This window comes from Pseudomonas sp. MONT-RG-20F-20-E-7-02 (assembly GCF_022662395.1).
Lineage (GTDB): Bacteria > Pseudomonadota > Gammaproteobacteria > Pseudomonadales > Pseudomonadaceae > Aquipseudomonas.
This window is the reverse complement of sequence record NZ_JAKNQN010000001.1, coordinates 407,867-427,145: the sequence shown is the minus strand read 5'-3', so window position 1 is coordinate 427,145 and position 19,279 is coordinate 407,867. Positions and strand designations below refer to the sequence as shown.

22 protein-coding genes are annotated in these 19,279 nt (G+C 60.6%); 1 reads left to right on the top strand and 21 read right to left on the bottom strand.

Annotated elements, in window-relative coordinates; all coding sequences use genetic code 11:
• Window positions 1-16: 16 nt before the first annotated feature.
• The 7 genes from L8I05_RS01950 to flhA all read right to left on the bottom strand — a co-directional run bounded on the left by L8I05_RS01950 (window position 17) and on the right by flhA (window position 8,724).
• Window positions 17-2,242, bottom strand: coding sequence for a chemotaxis protein CheA (locus L8I05_RS01950; protein WP_242167018.1), 2,226 nt, complete (start codon window positions 2,240-2,242; stop codon window positions 17-19).
• Window positions 2,243-2,253: 11 nt separating this feature from the next.
• A complete protein-coding gene (locus L8I05_RS01945; RefSeq protein ID WP_242167017.1) occupies window positions 2,254-3,042 on the bottom strand; it encodes a protein phosphatase CheZ in 789 nt (262 codons plus the stop codon).
• 18 nt (window positions 3,043-3,060) lie between these two features.
• Entirely contained in the window at window positions 3,061-3,435 is a 375-nt protein-coding gene (locus L8I05_RS01940) for a chemotaxis response regulator CheY (RefSeq protein ID WP_005790040.1), read from the bottom strand.
• 168 nt (window positions 3,436-3,603) lie between these two features.
• The gene (gene fliA, locus L8I05_RS01935) at window positions 3,604-4,344 is read right to left on the bottom strand and encodes an RNA polymerase sigma factor FliA (protein ID WP_065909829.1); all 741 of its coding nucleotides are present in this window, start codon (window positions 4,342-4,344) and stop codon (window positions 3,604-3,606) included.
• Window positions 4,341-5,174 carry a flagellar synthesis regulator FleN gene (fleN, locus tag L8I05_RS01930; protein ID WP_003192912.1) on the bottom strand — a complete coding sequence of 278 codons (834 nt, stop codon included), beginning with the start codon at window positions 5,172-5,174 and terminating at the stop codon, window positions 4,341-4,343. The genes fliA and fleN overlap by 4 nt, the downstream gene beginning before the upstream one ends.
• A gap of 107 nt (window positions 5,175-5,281) precedes the next feature.
• Window positions 5,282-6,598: a flagellar biosynthesis protein FlhF gene (gene flhF, locus L8I05_RS01925; protein ID WP_159958596.1), complete on the bottom strand. Its 1,317-nt coding sequence runs from the start codon at window positions 6,596-6,598 to the stop codon at window positions 5,282-5,284.
• An 11-nt stretch (window positions 6,599-6,609) separates the two neighbouring features.
• On the bottom strand, window positions 6,610-8,724 hold the full coding sequence (gene flhA, locus L8I05_RS01920; RefSeq protein WP_242167464.1) for a flagellar biosynthesis protein FlhA: 2,115 nt from the start codon (window positions 8,722-8,724) through the stop codon (window positions 6,610-6,612).
• A gap of 675 nt (window positions 8,725-9,399) precedes the next feature.
• Here flhA and L8I05_RS01915 point away from each other — a divergent pair.
• A complete protein-coding gene (locus L8I05_RS01915) occupies window positions 9,400-9,663 on the top strand; it encodes a DUF6124 family protein (RefSeq protein ID WP_242167016.1) in 264 nt (87 codons plus the stop codon).
• 138 nt (window positions 9,664-9,801) lie between these two features.
• Here L8I05_RS01915 and L8I05_RS01910 read toward each other — a convergent pair whose 3' ends face one another.
• The 14 genes from L8I05_RS01910 to L8I05_RS01845 form a co-directional block, all read right to left on the bottom strand.
• Window positions 9,802-10,146, bottom strand: a complete 345-nt coding sequence (locus L8I05_RS01910) for an FKBP-type peptidyl-prolyl cis-trans isomerase (protein ID WP_347341212.1) — start codon at window positions 10,144-10,146, stop codon at window positions 9,802-9,804.
• Window positions 10,147-10,298: 152 nt separating this feature from the next.
• Complete coding sequence (locus L8I05_RS01905; protein WP_242167015.1) at window positions 10,299-10,640, bottom strand: FKBP-type peptidyl-prolyl cis-trans isomerase; 342 nt, start codon at window positions 10,638-10,640, stop codon at window positions 10,299-10,301.
• 166 nt (window positions 10,641-10,806) lie between these two features.
• Window positions 10,807-11,010: a cold-shock protein gene (locus L8I05_RS01900; RefSeq protein WP_242167014.1), complete on the bottom strand. Its 204-nt coding sequence runs from the start codon at window positions 11,008-11,010 to the stop codon at window positions 10,807-10,809.
• 44 nt (window positions 11,011-11,054) lie between these two features.
• Complete coding sequence (locus tag L8I05_RS01895) at window positions 11,055-11,255, bottom strand: cold-shock protein (protein ID WP_159958602.1); 201 nt, start codon at window positions 11,253-11,255, stop codon at window positions 11,055-11,057.
• Window positions 11,256-11,752: 497 nt separating this feature from the next.
• The gene (flhB, locus tag L8I05_RS01890; protein ID WP_106576466.1) at window positions 11,753-12,889 is read right to left on the bottom strand and encodes a flagellar biosynthesis protein FlhB; all 1,137 of its coding nucleotides are present in this window, start codon (window positions 12,887-12,889) and stop codon (window positions 11,753-11,755) included.
• Window positions 12,890-12,892: 3 nt separating this feature from the next.
• Window positions 12,893-13,678, bottom strand: a complete 786-nt coding sequence (gene fliR, locus L8I05_RS01885; protein WP_071486514.1) for a flagellar biosynthetic protein FliR — start codon at window positions 13,676-13,678, stop codon at window positions 12,893-12,895.
• Window positions 13,679-13,682: 4 nt separating this feature from the next.
• Window positions 13,683-13,952, bottom strand: coding sequence for a flagellar biosynthesis protein FliQ (gene fliQ, locus L8I05_RS01880; RefSeq protein WP_003214552.1), 270 nt, complete (start codon window positions 13,950-13,952; stop codon window positions 13,683-13,685).
• Window positions 13,953-13,956: 4 nt separating this feature from the next.
• On the bottom strand, window positions 13,957-14,700 hold the full coding sequence (fliP, locus tag L8I05_RS01875) for a flagellar type III secretion system pore protein FliP (RefSeq protein ID WP_017134948.1): 744 nt from the start codon (window positions 14,698-14,700) through the stop codon (window positions 13,957-13,959).
• On the bottom strand, window positions 14,700-15,140 hold the full coding sequence (gene fliO / locus L8I05_RS01870; protein ID WP_064453452.1) for a flagellar biosynthetic protein FliO: 441 nt from the start codon (window positions 15,138-15,140) through the stop codon (window positions 14,700-14,702). The genes fliP and fliO overlap by 1 nt, the downstream gene beginning before the upstream one ends.
• A gap of 1 nt (window position 15,141) precedes the next feature.
• Complete coding sequence (gene fliN / locus L8I05_RS01865) at window positions 15,142-15,609, bottom strand: flagellar motor switch protein FliN (RefSeq protein ID WP_033900765.1); 468 nt, start codon at window positions 15,607-15,609, stop codon at window positions 15,142-15,144.
• Window positions 15,610-15,643: 34 nt separating this feature from the next.
• Window positions 15,644-16,612 carry a flagellar motor switch protein FliM gene (gene fliM / locus L8I05_RS01860; protein ID WP_017735217.1) on the bottom strand — a complete coding sequence of 323 codons (969 nt, stop codon included), beginning with the start codon at window positions 16,610-16,612 and terminating at the stop codon, window positions 15,644-15,646.
• A gap of 9 nt (window positions 16,613-16,621) precedes the next feature.
• Entirely contained in the window at window positions 16,622-17,125 is a 504-nt protein-coding gene (gene fliL, locus L8I05_RS01855; protein WP_242167013.1) for a flagellar basal body-associated protein FliL, read from the bottom strand.
• A gap of 221 nt (window positions 17,126-17,346) precedes the next feature.
• A complete protein-coding gene (locus L8I05_RS01850) occupies window positions 17,347-18,699 on the bottom strand; it encodes a flagellar hook-length control protein FliK (protein ID WP_242167012.1) in 1,353 nt (450 codons plus the stop codon).
• 222 nt (window positions 18,700-18,921) lie between these two features.
• Window positions 18,922-19,266, bottom strand: a complete 345-nt coding sequence (locus L8I05_RS01845) for an Hpt domain-containing protein (protein WP_197627252.1) — start codon at window positions 19,264-19,266, stop codon at window positions 18,922-18,924.
• Window positions 19,267-19,279: the final 13 nt, after the last annotated feature.

Here is a 19,279-nt window from a genome sequence, read left to right as displayed (position 1 = left end):
CCAAGCCCCACCAGAATCAAATACGCCGTGCGGCGTAACGCTTGAGCATGCTCGGAACATCGAGAATCAGCGCGATCCGACCGTCACCGGTGATGGTCGCACCCGACATGCCCGGGGTTCCCTGCAGCATTTTGCCCAAAGGCTTGATGACCACTTCTTCCTGGCCCACCAACTGGTCGACGACAAAGCCGATCCGCTGAGTGCCCACGGAGAGAATCACCACATGGCCTTCGCGCTGCTCTTCATGCTTGGCCGAAGCCACCAGCCAGCGCTTGAGGTAGAACAGTGGAAGCGCCTTGTCGCGCACGATCACCACTTCCTGGCCGTCCACCACGTTGGTGCGCGACAGGTCGAGGTGGAAGATCTCATTGACGTTGACCAGCGGGAAGGCGAACGCCTGGTTGCCCAGCATCACCATCAGGGTCGGCATGATCGCCAGGGTCAACGGCACCTTGATGACGATCTTGGAGCCCTGGCCCTTGGTCGAGTAAATGTTGATCGAGCCGTTGAGCTGGCTGATCTTGGTTTTCACCACGTCCATGCCCACGCCACGGCCGGACACATCGGAGATCTCGGTCTTGGTCGAGAAGCCCGGGGCGAAGATCAGGTTGTAGCACTCGGTGTCGGTCAGGCGGTCGGCGGCGTCCTTGTCCATCACACCACGCTTGACCGCGATATTGCGCAGAATCGCCGGGTCCATGCCTTTGCCGTCATCGGTGATCGACAGCAGGATATGGTCGCCTTCCTGTTCCGCCGCCAGAATCACTTTGCCGTTGCGGGACTTGCCCGAGGCTTCGCGTTCTTCCGGGGTTTCGACGCCATGGTCGACGGCGTTGCGCACCAAGTGGACCAGCGGGTCGGCCAGGGCCTCGACAAGGTTTTTGTCGAGGTCGGTTTCTTCACCCACCAGTTCCAGGTTGATTTCTTTCTTGAGCTGGCGCGCCAGGTCGCGAACCAGGCGCGGGAAGCGGCCGAAGACTTTCTTGATCGGCTGCATCCGCGTTTTCATCACGGCGGTCTGCAAGTCTGCCGTGACCACGTCGAGGTTCGACACGGCCTTTTGCATGGCTTCGTCGCCGCTGTTCAGGCCCAGGCGCACGAGGCGGTTACGCACCAGCACCAGTTCGCCGACCATGTTCATGATGTCGTCCAGGCGCGCAGTATCAACGCGCACCGTGGTTTCGGCTTCACTGGCAGGCTTTTCGGCCACCGGCGCCGCTGCGGCACGCGCAGGTGCCGGAGCAGCTGCGGGGGCTGGAGCCGGAGCAGGTTTGGCGGCAGCTTTGGCCGGTGCAGGTTTCTCTGCCACTGGTGCGGCAGTTGCAGCCGCAGCGGCCGGGGCCACTTCGGTGAACTTGCCTTTGCCGTGCAATTCGTCGAGCAGGGCTTCGAATTCGTGATCGGAGATCAGCCCGTCGCCGGCAGGTTCAGCCTTGGCGGCTGGCGCTGCGGCGGTCGCGGCGGTCGCGGCGACTTCCGGCAAGGCTTCGGCCACAAACGTGCCTTTGCCGTGCAGTTGGTCGAGCAATGCTTCGAATTCGTCGTCGGTAATGTCGGTGCTGGCAGGCGCAGCCGGTGCTTGCGGTTCGGCGGCAGCAGGCGCCACTGCGTCGGCGGCGAACTGGCCTTTGCCATGCAACTGGTCGAGCAAGGACTCGAACTCAGCGTCGGTAATGTCTTCGCTGGTCGGCGTGGCAGGCGGGGCTGCGGGCGCAGCGGGTGCTTGCGGCGCTTCCGCCTCGGCCTTCACGGCGCTGAGGGAGTTGAGCAGCTGTTCGAACTCGCTGTCGGTCACATCCGCTTCAGGCTCGGCCACCGGCGCCGCTTCCACCACCGGCGCAGCCGTGGTGTCGGCAGGTTCGGCCAGGCGCGCCAGGGCGGCCAGCAGTTCCGGGGTGGCAGCCGTGATCGGGGCACGTTCGCGCACTTCGCTGAACATGCCGTTGACCGCATCCAATGCTTCGAGAATTACGTCCATCAGTTCCGAGTCGACGTGTCGCTCACCCTTGCGCAGGATGTCGAACACGTTCTCGGCGATGTGACAGCACTCCACCAGCTCATGGAGCTGGAGGAAGCCGGCGCCCCCTTTTACAGTGTGAAAACCGCGAAAAATTGCATTGAGCAGGTTCGCATCATCCGGGCGGCTTTCCAGCTCGACCAGTTGTTCGGACAGTTGCTCTAAAATTTCGCCGGCCTCTACAAGGAAATCCTGAAGGATTTCTTCATCGGCGCCGAAGCTCATGTGGGTGCTCCTTAGAAGCCTAAACTGGATAACAGGTCATCTACGTCATCCTGACCTGACATAACGTCTTCACGTTTATCGGCATGAATCTGCGGACCTTCACCCTTGGCGAGATGTTTTTGTGGATCTTTTTCCGAGAGGATCGCTTCGCGGTCATGTTCGATGCCGGCAAAACGATCAACCTGGCCGGCCATGAGCACCAATTTGAGCAGGTTGCTTTCCACTTCGGTGACCAATTGGGTCACGCGCTTGATCACTTGACCGGTGAGGTCCTGGTAATCCTGGGCGAGCAGAATGTCATTGAGGTTGCTGGCAACCGTGCGGTTTTCCTGCTCGCTGCGCGACAAAAAGCCGTCGACCCGACGCGCCAATTCACGAAACTCTTCCGCACCCACTTCCCGACGCATGAAGCGGCCCCAGTCAACGCTGAGGGCCTGCGCTTCGGTGGCCATGCCGTTGACCAGGGGCGTGGCGTTTTCCACCAGGTCCATGGTGCGGTTGGCCGCTGCCTCAGTCAGCCTGACCACGTAGGACAGGCGTTCGGTAGCATCGGTGATTTGCGAAATCTCTTCGGCCTGGGGCATATGCGGGTCAATCTGGAAATTGACGATCGCACTGTGCAGCTCGCGTGTGAGCTTGCCCACTTCCTGGTACAGGCCGCGGTCACGGGTCTGGTTGAGCTCATGGATTAACTGCACCGCGTCGCCGAACTGGCCTCTTTCAAGGCTGTCGACCAACTGGTGAGCATGCTTTTTCAGGGTCGACTCAAAATCGCCCTGTGACGTTTCTTTATGCTCCATAGCTCCCCCGTGGCAGCATCAATGACCGATGCGTTCGAAGATTTTTTCGATCTTCTCTTTCAAGGCCAGCGCAGTGAATGGTTTGACCACGTAACCGTTAACCCCGGCTTGGGCGGCTTCGATGATCTGTTCACGCTTGGCTTCGGCGGTCACCATCAACACAGGCAAGCTGCGCAGTTTTTCATCGGCGCGCACGTGACGCAGCAAGTCGATGCCGGTCATGCCCGGCATGTTCCAGTCGGTTACCAGAAAGTCGATGCTCCCGCTGTTGAGGATCGGAATCGCCGTAATGCCGTCATCCGCCTCGACCGTGTTGGTGAACCCAAGGTCACGCAACAGGTTTTTTATGATCCGCCGCATCGTTGAGAAGTCATCAACGATGAGGATTTTCATGTTCTTGTCCAATTCGACCTCCAAGCAGTCTTAAACGCGCCCAGCACCTGGACGCGCCATTTCAATCAACAGGCGTTACACAAAAAGGACTGCCCAGGGCACCACGGAACGAACCCGCGAAGGCTTGAAGCCTTCGCGGTAGCGTCTGCAGTGTCCCCACACTGCCTGTCAGCGCGCGCGCCACTCTCCCAATCGCCCCCGCAAGCGGGCTGCGCACTGGCTGTGCAACTGGCTGACACGCGATTCGCTGACCCCCAGGACCTCACCGATTTCCTTGAGGTTCAGCTCTTCGTCGTAGTACAGCGCCAACACCAGTCGCTCACGCTCCGGCAAATTGGCAATCGCATCCGCCAATGCGCCCTGGAAACGTTCGTCTTCCAGGTCGCGCGACGGTTCGAGATGAGCACTCGCGCCGTCCTCGTGCAGCCCTTCGTGTTCGCCGTCCTGCAACAGGTCGTCGAAACTGAACAGGCGGCTGCCCAAGGTATCGTTCAAAATCCCGTAGTAATCGTCGAGACTCAATTGGAGTTCGGCCGCAACTTCATGATCTTTAGCGTCACGACCGGTTTTTGCTTCAATTGCGCGAATTGCGTCACTGACCATTCGCGTGTTGCGGTGTACCGAGCGCGGCGCCCAATCCCCTTTACGCACCTCATCGAGCATCGCGCCACGGATACGGATGCCCGCATACGTCTCGAAACTCGCCCCTTTGCTCGCGTCGTATTTGGTCGACACTTCGAGCAAACCGATCATGCCGGCCTGGATCAGGTCTTCGACCTGCACGCTGGCGGGCAGGCGTGCCAGCAGGTGGTAGGCAATGCGCTTGACCAGGGGCGCATAGCGCTCGATCAGTTCGCCCTGGCTGTCACGTGCCGACTTTTTGTAAAGGTTGTAGCCGCTGGATGTCATAGCACAGGTCCCGCGCTCGTCTGATGCACCAATCGCTCGACGAAAAACTCCAGATGCCCCCGAGGGTTGGCGGGCAACGGCCAAGTATCGACCTTCTGGGCAATAGCCTTGAACGCCAGTGCGCACTTCGAACGAGGGAACGCTTCGTAGACTGCACGCTGCTTTTGCACAGCCTTGCGCACACACTCGTCATAAGGAACTGCGCCAACGTATTGTAAGGCGACATCGAGGAAGCGATCCGTGACCTTGGTCAACTTGGCGAACAGGTTTCGCCCTTCCTGCGGGCTTTGGGCCATGTTGGCCAGCACGCGGAAGCGGTTCATGCCGTAGTCACGGTTGAGCAGTTTGATCAGGGCATAGGCGTCGGTGATCGAGGTGGGTTCGTCGCAGACCACCAGCAGCACCTCTTGCGCGGCGCGCACGAAGCTGACCACGGACTCGCCGATGCCGGCGGCGGTGTCGATCACCAGCACGTCGAGGTTGTCGCCGATGTCGCTGAACGCCTGGATCAGGCCGGCATGCTGCGCCGGGCTCAGGTGCACCATGCTCTGGGTGCCCGAAGCGGCCGGCACGATGCGAATGCCACCGGGGCCTTGCAGCAGCACATCGCGCAGCTCGCAGCGGCCTTCAATCACATCGGCAAGGGTGTGTTTGGGTGTCAGCCCCAGCAACACGTCGACGTTCGCCAGGCCCAGGTCAGCATCCAGCAGCATGACGCGACGGCCAAGCTCTGCCAGGGCCAGGGACAAATTCACTGACACGTTAGTTTTCCCGACGCCACCTTTGCCGCCGGTCACCGCGATCACCTGTACGGGATGCATGCTGCCCATTTTATTTCTTTACCTTGTCTTGCTTAGACGCAGGCTACATGGCTTGGCCGCGTGAATCGCTTGCAGACCATCGATGTAGATACATTTCACGGTGTTCATCCTGACCCTCAACCCACCCGCTTGGCGGGGTTGTGGTAAAGGTCGGCGAACATATCGGCCATCGCTTCCTCGCTAGGCTCTTCTTGCATTTGCACACTGACAGCACGGCTGACCAACTGATGACGGCGCGGCAGATGAAGATCATCCGGGATCCGCGGCCCGTCGGTCAGGTAGGCGACCGGTAATTCATGACTGATAGCCAGGCTCAGCACTTCGCCCAGGCTCGCGGTTTCGTCGAGCTTGGTGAGGATGCAACCGGCCAGGCCGCAGCGTTTGTAGCTGTGGTAGGCAGCGGTAAGAACCTGTTTCTGGCTGGTGGTTGCAAGCACCAGGTAATTTTTCGACTTGATGCCACGCCCGGCCAGGCTTTCCAGCTGCATGCGCAGCGCCGGGTCACTGGCTTGCAGGCCGGCGGTGTCGATCAGCACTACGCGTTTGCGCAGCAGCGGGTCGAGGGCGTTGGCCAGGGACTGGCCCGGGTCAACGTGGGTCACCGACACATTGAGAATGCGGCCCAACGTCTTGAGCTGTTCCTGAGCGCCGATGCGGTAGCTGTCCATGCTCACCAGCGCGATATTCTGCGCGCCGTACTTGAGCACATAACGCGCAGCCAGCTTGGCCAGGGTGGTGGTCTTGCCCATGCCGGCAGGGCCGACCATGGCAATCACACCGCCCTCTTCCAGCGGTTCGATTTCCGGGGTGACGATCATGCGCGCCAGGTGCGCCAGCAACATGCGCCAGGCTTGGCGTGGTTCTTCAACTTCGGCGGTCAGCGCCAGCAGGTCGCGGGACAACGGGCCGGACAGGCCGATGCGTTGCAGGCGGCGCCACAGGTTGGCCTGTTGCGGCTTGCTGCCTTGCAACTGGTTCCAGGCAAGCGACCCGAGCTGCACTTCGAGCAGTTCACGCAGGCCATTGAGTTCAAAGCGCATCGAATCGAACACGCGCTGGTCGACTGCGGCGGCCGGGGCTGGCGCTGCAGGACGTGGCGGTTCTTTGAAAGTCGGTTCAACCAGCGGCTCGGCGGCGGTCAGCGGCAGGCCGGCGAACAACTGGCGATTGGTGGTGGTATCGCTGTCGCCACGCATGCTCAGCTCAGCCTGGGCCGAGACAATGCGCGAAGCGGTCTTGCGCAGCTCGTCTTCGAGCTCCATGTTCGGCACGCGCGGCGCCAAGGCCTGCGGCGTGTAATCCAGCGCAGCCGTCAGCTCGACACCGCCGGCAATGCGACGGTTGCCGATAATCGCGGCATCGGCGCCCAGCTCATCACGTACCAGTTTCATGGCCTGACGCATATCGGCGGCGAAAAAACGCTTAACTTGCATAACCCACTACCTCAGCCGTTGGGCCCTACTGTCGCGACGATAGTCACTTGCTTGTTGTCAGGAATTTCCTGATAAGCCAAAACGTGCAAATTCGGTACTGCCAGGCGTCCAAACCGCGACAACATCGCGCGGACCGGGCCTGCCACCAGCAGAATCACCGGGTGACCCGCCATTTCCTGGCGCTGCGCGGCTTCGATCAACGAGCGCTGCAGTTTTTCCGCCATGCTTGGCTCCAGCAGAACGCCCTCTTCCTGGCCTTGTCCTGCCTTCTGAATACTATTGAGCAATATTTGTTCCAACCTTGGCTCCAAGGTAATAACAGGCAGCTCAGACTCAATGCCTACAATGCTTTGCACGATTGCACGGGACAATCCGACGCGCACCGCCGCCACCAGAGCGGCAGTATCTTGACTCTTGGCGGCATTGTTGGCGATGGCCTCGGCGATGCTGCGAATGTCGCGTACCGGCACCTGTTCGGCAAGCAAGGCTTGCAGCACTTTGAGCAACTGCGACAGCGACAGCACGCCCGGCACCAGCTCTTCGGCCAATTTTGGCGAGGCTTTGGCCAGCAAACCCATCAATTGCTGGACTTCCTCGTGGCCGATCAGCTCGTGGGAGTGTTTGTACAGGATCTGGTTGAGGTGCGTGGCGACTACGGTGCTGGCGTCCACCACGGTGTAACCGAGGGATTGCGCCTGGCTGCGCTGGCTGACTTCGATCCACACCGCTTCCAGGCCAAAAGCCGGATCTTTGGCGGTGATGCCGTTAAGCGTACCGAACACCTGGCCGGGGTTGATCGCCAGTTCGCGGTCGGGGTAAATCTCGGCTTCGGCGAGGATCACGCCCATCAGGGTCAACCGGTAGGCGCTGGGCGCCAGGTCGAGGTTGTCGCGGATATGCACGGTGGGCATCAGGAAGCCCAGGTCCTGGGACAGCTTCTTGCGCACGCCCTTGATCCGCGCCAGCAATTGGCCGCCCTGGTTGCGGTCCACCAACGGAATCAGGCGGTAGCCGACTTCCAGGCCGATCATGTCGATCGGCGTCACGTCATCCCAGCCAAGCTCCTTGGTTTCCTGGGCGCGGGCCGGAGACGGCAACAGGTCTTGTTGGCGGGCGATCTCCTGCTGAGCCAGGACCTTGACCTGGTTTTGCTTGCGCCAGAACAGGTAAGCACCACCGGCCGCCATGGCTGCCATGCTCAGGAACGAGACATGCGGCATGCCCGGCACGATGCCCATGATCGCCATGATGCCCGCCGCCACGGCCAGCGCTTTGGGCGAGGCGAACATCTGCCGGCTGATCTGCTTGCCCATGTCTTCGGAGCCCGAAGCACGAGTCACCATGATCGCCGCCGCTGTGGATAACAACAGTGATGGCAATTGCGCCACTAAACCGTCACCGATGGTCAGCAAGGCGTACACCTTGCCCGCATCGCCGAAGGTCATGCCGTGCTGGAAGATACCGACCGCCATGCCGCCGATCAGGTTGATGAACAGAATCAACAGGCCGGCGATGGCGTCACCGCGTACGAATTTGCTCGCGCCGTCCATGGAACCGTAGAACTCGGCTTCCTGTGCCACTTCCAGACGGCGGGACTTGGCCTGGTTCTGGTCGATCAGGCCGGCGTTGAGGTCGGCGTCGATGGCCATTTGTTTGCCGGGCATGGCGTCGAGGGTAAACCGCGCGCTCACCTCGGAAATCCGCCCGGCGCCCTTTGTCACCACCACGAAGTTGATGATCATCAGGATCGCGAACACCACGATACCGACCACGTAGTTACCGCCGATCACCACCTCACCGAAGGCCTGGATCACCTTACCGGCGGCGGCGTGGCCGTCCTGGCCGTGGAGCATCACCACCCGCGTGGACGCCACGTTGAGCGCCAGGCGCAGCAGCGTTGCAATCAGCAGGATGGTGGGGAAGACGGCGAAATCCAGTGGGCGCAGGGCGTACACGCAGACCAGCAGCACCACCACCGACAGGGCGATGTTGAAGGTGAAGAACACATCGAGCAGGAACGGCGGCATCGGCAACATCATCATTGCCAGCATCACCAGCAACAACAACGGCACACCCAGGTTGCCCCGCGACAAGTCAGTCAGGGTGCCACGGGCCGTGTTGAGCATTTGAGAGCGATCTACCACCGGTATTCCTCGTGTTCCTTGAAGCAAAGTTTTGACGCTGAGAGGCGTCCTGGAGGCGGTATTGCAAGAAGCCTTCCAACTTTTGCTCTGAGACTCAGATGACCGCACAAGCGACCGCGCCTACCGGGTGTAAATCCATTCAAATGTGGGAGGGGGCTTGCTCGCGAAGGCGGTGGTTCAGTTAGAACTGTTTTGAATGATCGTTCCCACGCTCTGCGTGGGAATGCAGCCAGGGACGCTCCGCGTCCCAACTTGAGCCCTGCGCAACGGTGACGCAGAGCGTCACGGGAGGCATTCCCACGCGGGAGCGTGGGAACGATCTTCACAGTTGGAACTGTGTACATCTGCTGCCATTGAGGAAATTTCCGACACGGTTTTCGGGTTGCCCCTAGGAACCGGGCTCCCTAGTCTCCGCACACCGCTGCAAATGCAGTGGTCGGGCGTCGCGGCCCGGTTTACTACGGAACAGAAGCACCATATCCCTTTCAGTGAGCGGTTTTTTATCGTCTACTGTGCGGCGCTATGGCGGCTGTGCGCGGGATACCTTCGGGTATGCCGGGTTGTTGTTCCTAGACCGGTCCGCGAACCTGCGTACAGCTGCCACCCCCCATCGCGTCGCGGCGATCAGTGGCGGCTCCACCTTTTAGGAACCTCACAATGATCAAACCCACCCCAAATCCCCCGCCCACCGTGCTCTTCACCCTCATCGACGGCATCAGCACCGAAGACCTGCTGGTCAACCTCACCGAAACCCTGGCTTCCACCCACGCACTGACCTGCGATTTCGCCTTTGATCTAAAAGGTTCACAGCGAGAAGGCGCGCTGGGCATAGCGCAGTTGATTGAGGTAGCGAAGTTACTGGCTGATCGACTGCTGGATGAGCGAGAACCGTCATGCGCAGCAACGCAGGGCAACCCCTAGACCCAAAAGCCAACACCGATCGTTCCCACGCTCTGCGTGGGAATGCCGCCTAGGACGCTCCGCGTCCCGATTTGAGCCCTGCGCAACGGTGACGCGGAGCGTCACGGGATGCATTCCCACGCGGGAGCGTGGGAACGATCATCGAATACTCAGTAACTCCACCTCAAAAACAAGTGTTGCATTCGGCGGAATCACCCCACCCGCCCCCCTTGCGCCATACCCAAGCGCGGGCGGAACTGTCAGCTCGCGGACGCCCCCAACCTTCATCCCCTGCACCCCTTCGTCCCATCCCTTGATAACCGAACCGCCACCCAGCACAAATTCGAACGGGTCATTACGGTCCTTACTCGAGTCGAACTTGCTGCCTTCCGTCAGCCAGCCGGTGTAGTGAACGGTGACGGTCTGGCCAGCCACTGCTTCTGCACCATCGCCCTCTTTTTTATCTCCATATTGGAGACCGCTTTCAGTCGTAACCATAGCCATATTCCGCTCCTTAAAGAGGGGTTCAAGTGATCGTTCCCGCGCTCTGCGTGGGAATGACGCCTGGGACGCTCTGCGTCCCGATTTAAGCCCTGCGCAACGGTGACGCGGAGCGTCACGGGATGCATTCCCACGCGGGAGCGTGGGAACGATCATCAAACACTTATTAACTCCACCTCATAAACAAGTGTTGCGCCGGGCGGAACGCCCCCACTCCATCCCTCGTCGCCATAGCCAAGCTGGGGCGGAATCGTCAGTTTGCGGATGCCTCCGACCCTCATCCCCAGCACTCCCTCCTCCAACCCTTTGACGGCCTTATTGCGACCCAGCACGATGATGAACGGCTGGTCACGGTCCCTACTCGAGTCGAACTTCTTACCGTCCGTCAGTGTGCCGACGTAGTGAACGTAGGCGGCATTGCCTGCCACTGCTTCTGCGCCATCGCCCTGTTTTATGTCCTCATACTGAAGACCGCTTTTAGTCGTTACCGTAGCCATATTCCGCTCCTTAACCCGAGGGGTTGAAGTGATCGTTCCCACGTTCTGCGTGGGAATGCAGACTGGGACGCTCCGCGTCCCGATTTGAGCCCTGCGCAACGGTGACGCGGAGCGTCACGGGGAGCATTCCCACGCGGGAGCGTGGGAACGATCAATCACTGCGTGCCTACAGGACCTTGACGCGTTCAGCCTGTAGCCCTTTTGGACCTTGGGAAACCTCGAATTCCACTTCCACGCCCTCATCAAGCGTCTTGAATCCGGCGGTCTCTATTGCCGAGTAGTGAACGAAAACGTCAGGCCCATCACCATCCTGAGTAATAAACCCAAAACCCTTTTCCGCGTTAAACCATTTCACTTTACCTGTTGCCATTGCCGCCCTCCTGACATCGCGCTCGAAACCCTGCACGCATGTCGCTAGATAATCTTGATGTAGAGCGCAAAAACGCCCGTGGGCCGATGAATCCTCGCGAGCTGCACCCGCTGCCCATTTTTCAACCGGCGCGCACCCAGACTCCTGCGATCCACGCGCACGGGCTCTTCGCCGCCATCCACTGCAATCCAGCCTTCACCGGTTTTTTGGTTGTACGATTTGATCGTGCCCGTCACCGCTTCCATCACCACTCCCCCTGCATCTCGCAACTACTTGTGTGCAGTGTGTGCCGTCATGGAACCGCAGGAAGGCGAGGCTGGCTACTGTCAATGTTGACAGGTAGACGGGGGTTGCGGACGGGTGGTAGAGGGCGGGTGAAAACCGAGGGACGTGCTGAGCGGCTTGTCACAACAAGCGCTGCTCCCGGACCGGGGCCGGTTTTATTTTTTTCGCTGGCGAGATGTTCGCGCCTTGGGCGGCGCCGGCAACACATCGACTGCACTGCATTGATCGCCCACAGGCTGCACGGGCACCGCATTGCCATCGCGGTCCCTGGCAATAAAACCAATGCCCTTGACCGTGTCGAACCACCTGACCGTGCCCCTGTCCATCACCGCTCTCCCGAGCCGCGCATAAAGGCGCGCCTCGCCGCTCTATCAAACAGTGAAGGCGGTGTAATGGGTACTGTCAAAGTTGACAGGTAAGGCCGGGTTTTAGACAGATGGCGTCGCTGCAGGATGGCTCAGGAGTCGCGGCGCAAGTCCGGTGGAATCGGCAGGTCTTTAAGCGGATCAGGCCGCTTGCCCTTGCCCGCACGGTATTGGCGGATCTGATAGACGTAGGCCAACACCTGCGCCACCGCCAAATACAGCCCTGCAGGAATCTCCTGATCCAGATCCGTGGAGTAGAAAATCGAGCGCGCCAGCTCCGGCGACTCCAGCAACAGGATGTCGTTGGCCACGGCGATTTCGCGGATTTTGAGCGCGGTAAAGTCGCTGCCCTTGGCCAGCAGCATCGGCGCGCCGCCCTTCTCCGGGTCGTACTTGAGCGCCACGGCGTAGTGGGTCGGGTTGGTGATGACCACGTCGGCATCCGGCACCGCCGCCATCATCTTGCGCTGGGACATTTCGCGCTGCAGTTGGCGAATGCGCTGTTTGACCTCAGGGCGGCCCTCTTGGTCTTTGTGTTCGTCGCGCACTTCCTGCTTGGTCATCAGCAGCTTCTTGTGGCTCTCCCACAGCTGGATCGGCGCGTCCACGGCGGCGATGATGATCAGCCCGCAGGCCATCCACAGCGCACTCCAGCCCACCACTTGCACGCTATGGATGATCGCCGACTCGAGCGGCTCATGGGCGATGCGCAGCAAGTCGTCGATGTCGGACGACAACACCGTCAGCGCCACAAACAGAATCAGGATAAATTTCGCCAGCGCCTTGAGCAGCTCCACCAACGCCTTGGTGGAAAACATGCGCTTGAGCCCAGGCCCGGGGTTCATGCGGCTGAACTTGGGCGCCATGCTGCCGGCGGCGAACAGCCAGCCGCCAAGGGACACAGGCCCGATCAAGGCCGCCAACAGCAGGGTGATCAGCACCGGCTGCACCGCCAGAATTGCGATCTTGCCCGAGTGCAGCAGGTACTGGCCCATGGCGCCGGGGCTGAGCAGCACTTCGCGGGGCAAGGAGAAGTTGAGTTTCATCAACTCCATCATGTCCAGCGCCAAACCACCGCCGTAAATCAACAGGCCACCGGAGCCGGCGAGCATCACGGCGAGGGTGTTGAGCTCTTTGGAGCGCGCAATCTCGCCCTTTTCCCTGGAGTCCTTTTTACGTTTCTCCGTGGGGTCTTCTGTTTTGTCCTGACCACTCTCGCTCTCGGCCATGGCTCAACGCGCCCGTGCCAGATCACGTAAGAACTGCAAGGCGTCGGTCGCCAGCGGTTGATACTGATTGAGAATGTCGGCCATGCCGATCCAGAAAATCCCCATGCCCAACACCAAGGTCAACGGGAAACCAATCGAGAAAATGTTCAGCTGCGGCGCCGCGCGGGTCATCACGCCAAAGGCGATGTTGACCACCAGCAGCGCGGTGATTGCCGGCAACACCAGCAACAGCGACGCGCCCAGCACCCAGCTCAGGCGCCCCACCAGTTCCCAGAAGTGATTGACCACCAGCCCCGAGCCCACCGGCAAGGTGGTGAAACTTTCGGTCATCACCTCGAACACCACCAAGTGGCCGTTCATGGCCAGGAACAGCAAGGTCACCAACATGGTCAGGAACTGCCCGATCACCGCCACCGACACGCCGTTGGTGGGGTCGACCATGGATGCGAAGCCCATGCCCATCTGAATCGAGATGATTTGCCCGGCGATCACAAACGCCTGGAAGAACAACGTCAGCGAGAAGCCCAGCAGCGCGCCGATCAAAATCTGCTCGGCAATCAGCAGCAACGCACTCAAGTCCAGGGCATTCACAGGCGGCATCGGCGGCAAACCGGGCACGATGACCACAGTGATGGCGAAGGCGAAATACAGGCGAATGCGCCGCGGAACCAAGGTGGTGCCGAACACCGGCATGGTCATCAGCACCGCCGTGACGCGGAACATCGGCAGGATGAACGACGCCACCCAGGTGCTGATCTGGGTGTCGGTCAAGGCCAGCACAGATTGCATGCGGTCAGCCGATCAACTGCGGAATACTGCCGTACAGCTGCAGGATGTATTCCATAAAGGTTTGCACCAGCCACGGGCCGGCGACGATCAAGGTGATCAGCATCACCAGCAAACGCGGGAGGAAGCTCAAGGTTTGTTCGTTGATCTGGGTCGCGGCCTGGAACATCGCCACCAGCAGGCCGACCAACAGGCTCGGCACCACCAGCACGGCGACCATCATGGTGGTCAGCCACAGCGCTTCACGAAACAGGTCGACCGCTACTTCTGGGGTCATGGCGCTACACTCCGCCGAAACTGCTGGCCAGCGTGCCGATAATCAGCGCCCAGCCATCCACCAGCACAAACAGCATGATCTTGAACGGCAGCGAAATAATCAGCGGCGACAGCATCATCATCCCCATGGCCATCAGCACGCTCGCCACCACCAGGTCGATGATCAGGAACGGGATGAAAATCATGAAGCCGATCTGGAACGCGGTTTTCAATTCTGAGGTGACGAACGCCGGCACCAGGATGGTCAGTGGCGCCTGATCCGGCGTGGCAATGTCGGTGCGCTTGGACAAACGCATAAACAGCTCAAGGTCGCTGGAGCGGGTTTGCGACAGCATGAAGTCCTTGATCGGGCCTTGGGCCTTGTCGATCGCGTCCTGGGCCGTGAGTTTTTCCGCCAGGTACGGTTGCAGGGCTTGCTGGTTCACCTTGTCGAACACCGGCGCCATGATGAACAGCGTCAAAAACAGCGCCATGCCGGTGAGGATCTGGTTCGACGGTGTCTGTTGCAGGCCCAGGGCCTGACGCAGAATCGAGAACACGATGATGATCCGCGTGAAGCTGGTCATCAGCATCACGAACGCCGGGATAAAACTCAGCGCGGTCATGATCAGCAGGATCTGCAGGCTGACCGAATATTCCTGGGCGCCGGCAGCGTTGGTGCCCAGCGTGATCGCCGGGATCGACAACGGGTCGGCCGCCAACGCCAACGGCGCGGCCAGCAACAGCATGAGCGTCAATAAAACGCGCATTACTTCTTATCCTTCTGATCCTTGCCCAGCAACTCCATCAGGCGCTGGGCGAATTCTGGCGTGGCGGCCTCGGTCCTGGCCACTTCTACCGGCGACTTGAGCACGTGCAGCGGAGTGATGCGGCCGGGCGTAATACCCAGCAGAATCTGTTCCTCGCCGACTTGCACCAGCACCAGACGATCACGCGGGCCGAGGGCGCGCGAGCCGATCATCTCGATGACCTGGCCATTGCCCGGGCCAATGCGCTGCACGCGGCGCATCAACCAGGCCAGCACAAAAATCAAACCCACCACCAGCAACAGGCCCAGCACCAACTGGGTCAGTTGCCCGCCGATGCCACTGCTGACTACGGGCGCCGCAGCCGCCGCTTGTGCGACCGGCTCAGCCGCCAGGGCGCTCAATGGCAGCGCCAGAAACAGTCCCGCCATCGAATACTTCATATCAGCGCAACTTCTTGATGCGTTCGCTCGGGCTGATCACGTCGGTCAGGCGGATGCCGAACTTCTCGTTGACCACCACCACTTCGCCATGGGCGATCAGCGTGCCGTTGACCAGCACGTCCAGCGGCTCACCGGCCAGGCGGTCGAGCTCGATCACCGAACCCTGGTTGAGCTGCAGCAGGTTGCGGATGTTGATTTCGGTGCTGCCCACTTCCATGGAAATCGACACCGGGATGTCGAGGATCACATCCAGGTTCGGGCCGTCGAGGGTCACCGGGTCGTTGTTCTTCGGCACGCTGCCGAATTCTTCCATCGGCAGGCGGTTGCCGGCCGGCGCGGTGGCGGCGTCGGCGGCCAGCAGCGCGTCGATGTCGTCCTGGCCAACATCGCCGGTTTCTTCCAGGGCCGCAGCCCACTCGTCAGCCAGGGCCTGGTCTTCGGCGGAAGTGTTTTCGTGTTCGGTAGCCATTACATGTCCTCGGCGAAGCAAAAATTATTGTTGATCAGCGACGGTTGATCGGTTCGATCACTTGCAACGCCAGGTTGCCTTTGTGCGAACCCAGCTTGACCTTGAACGACGGCACGCCGTTGGCACGCATGATCATTTCTTCCGGCAATTCCACGGGAATCACATCGCCGGGCTGCATGTGCAAAATATCGCGCAAACGCAACTGGCGACGGGCCACAGTGGCGCTCAAAGGTACGTCGACGTCGAGCAGGTCTTCGCGCAAGGCCTTGACCCAGCGCTCGTCCTGGTCGTCCAGGTCGGACTGGAAACCGGCGTCGAGCATCTCGCGCACCGGCTCGATCATCGAGTACGGCATGGTCACGTGCAGGTCGCCGCCACCGCCATCGAGTTCGATGTGGAAGGTGGAGACCACAATGGCTTCGCTGGGGCCGACGATATTGGCCATGGCCGGGTTCACTTCCGAGTTGATGTACTCGAAATTGACTTCCATGATCGCCTGCCAGGCTTCCTTCAAGTCGATGAAGGCCTGCTCCAGCACCATGCGCACCACGCGCAGTTCGGTCGGGGTGAATTCGCGGCCTTCGATCTTGGCGTGACGGCCGTCGCCGCCGAAGAAGTTGTCCACCAGTTTGAACACCAGTTTGGCGTCGAGGATGAACAGCGCGGTGCCGCGCAACGGCTTGATCTTGACCAGATTGAGGCTGGTGGGCACGTACAGCGAGTGCACGTATTCGCCGAACTTCATCACCTGCACGCCGCCCACCGCCACGTCCGCCGAACGGCGCAGCATGTTGAACATGCTGATACGGGTGTAGCGGGCGAAACGTTCGTTGATCATTTCCAGCGTCGGCATGCGTCCACGGACGATGCGATCCTGGCTGGTCAGGTCATAACTTTTGACGCTGCCGGGTTCGGCAGCCATTTCGGTCTGTACCAGACCATCGTCGACGCCATGCAACAGCGCGTCGATTTCATCCTGGGACAGCAGGTCTTGCACGGCCATGTCGTGATCCTACTGCAATACGAAGTTAGTGAAGAGCGCCTGCTCGACCACGACTTTGCCGAGCTCTTTCTGGGCCACTTCCTGCACGCTGGCAGTGACCTTCTGGCGCAACATTTCCTGGCCGACCGGGCTGGCCAGGCTGTCGAAGCTCTGCCCGGAGAACAGCATCACCAGGTTGTTGCGGATCACTGGCATATGCACTTTGAGCGCATCCAGGTCCGCCTGGTTACGCGCCAGCAAGGTGATGCTCACCTGCAGGTAGCGTTGACGGCCGTTCTGATTGAAGTTGGCGACAAAGGCCGGAAGCATCGGTTCGAAGATTGCCGGTTGCTTGACGTTACTGGCGGTTTCGGCGGCGGGTGCCGGTTTGCTTGCACTGCTGTGCATGATGTACCAAGTGCCGCCCACGGAGGCACCAATGGCCAGGAGCAGGCCCAGCACGATCAACAGGATTAGCTTGAGCTTGCCTTTGCCTGCGGGGGGAGTTGCTGCTGCGTCGTCGCTCTTCGCCATGCCAATAATCCGTCACTATTCTGGGATTCATAGATCTACGGAAAGGCAAGAGCAAGTGTTATGCCAGAGTTGTCTGGTAATCAGGTAAGAGCGAACACCCCAAATCAAATGTGGGAGCTGGCTTGCCTGCGATGGCGGTGGGTCAGTTGGCATTTCTGTCACTGATACACCGCTATCGCAGGCAAGCCAGCTCCCACATTTTGATCTTCATAAGGCTCAGGTCAGGCGTAGTAATCAACAGCGCTGGAGCCGATCACCGTCTGGCTCACCGGCGCGACCGCCGCCGCCACTTCAGCGTGATCACCAGCATCACCGCCCTCTCCGCGCCCGCCGCTGCCACTCACGCCGCGCGCCTGGTTCTGCTGTTGTTGCTCCTGGCCCTGCCCCTGCCAGCCACGGGACTGGTCGGAGACGTTAACGTCGACCTGCCCCATGCCCTGCTGGGCAAACATCTCGCGCAAACGGCCGGACTGGGTTTCCAGCGCTTCACGCACCACCGCGTGACCACTCATGAAAGTGACCTGGGCTTGTTGGTCCGCGGTCATGTTGACCTTGATATCCAGGCGCCCCAGCTCGGCCGGCTGCAACTGGATCTCGGCCGACTTGAGGTTGGCGCTGGACAGGTACATCACGCGGTTGACCACTTCCTCGGTCCAACCGCTCTGATGCATGGCCAACGGGGCATTCGCAACGGGTGGCAAGGCATTCGCGGTTTTCGGCGTGGCGGCCTGGGTCAGCGCGGCCAGGCGGTTGGCGAAGTCATCGACGCGGGTGTCGCTGCTGGCGTCTTTCAAATCTTTGAGGCCGCCTTCGATCAAGCCACTGAAGGCTTTGTCGCCGCCCTGGTCAGTGCTGTCTTTGGTGGCTTGCTGGTCGACCATATTGGCCAGGCCGGCGGCAAAGTTCTGCGCAGCGGTCGGCTGATCCTGGGTCGGCGCGGGTGCAGCTTTCTGCGGCGCCTGGCTGCTGGCCGAGACGTGACCGCCCTGCTCCATCGCCAGGCGCACGGCCGGCATCGAATCCAGCGGGTCGGCTGCCGGGTCGAAGGCGGGCTGTTTGGCTTCATCGGTGGCAGCGACCGGTGCGGCGACGACCGGCTGGGCCTTGTCGTCCTGGGTCGCGGCAACCGGGGCCGGGGTTTCGACGGGCACCGGAACGGCAACCGGGGTGACGGTGGCAATCAAGGCCGGGTCGACCACCGGGTCAACCGGCGGTTGCTGCACCAGGGACGGGTCAGTGGGTTTGTCGTCGTCACTGCTGGTGCTGTCGTCGGACGTGGCCGGTGGCTTGGCAGGCAAGGGATTGCCGCTATCGGCAACCGCTGGCGTGCTGGCGGCAGGCTTGTCGTTGCTGTTTGCAGGCTTGGCGCTGGCGTCGGAAGGCTTGTTATTCGCGGGTTTAGCCGGAGTGTCGTCGGTTTTTACCGTGGGTTTCGAGCCCTGGCTGGCGAACACCTGAGCAAAGCCCTGGGCCTTGTCCCGCGGGTCCGCAGCCGCTACCGCAGGGGTGGCGGCCGGCGCTTGAGGCTTGGCCGCGGGGGCAGCCTGAAGGAGCGAATTCGGGGCGACTGGCATAGGTAAAGGTCTCCACTGCATTGGGGATCGGGGATGCAGTATTGGGAGGTAGAGCAAGAGTTGGGCCAGGTTTGTATTTTGCGGGCAAATCACCCGCTCAATGTGGGAGCTGGCTTGCCTGCGATAGCGGTGTAACAGTGACGAATGAGTTGACTGACTCACCGCATCGCAGGCAAGCCAGCTCCCACAGTTGGGTTGTCATATAGGTATTACACAGGCGACTCAGAGGCTGAACCGCTGCCTTTCCGACTCATACAATGGCCGAACCAAAGCAAACTCACGATCAATCTGATCAACCAACGCCCCAAGGTCCGCTGTCGATTTAACCGACTCCACCTCCAGGCGCTGGCACAACTGCGCCAATTGCACCGCCCCAAGGTTGCCACTGCTGCCTTTAAAGCTATGCGCAATCCGCCCCAACGCCTTGGCATCATTACGCGCACCGCGCAACGCATCGATGCGTTTCTTTGAATCCTCAAGGAAGGTATCGAGCAACTTGGGATACTCGCCCTCCATTACTTCCTGCAAACCCGACAACACGTCGGGGTCCAGATGAATCTCAGCCACTTGCTCGCTCCTT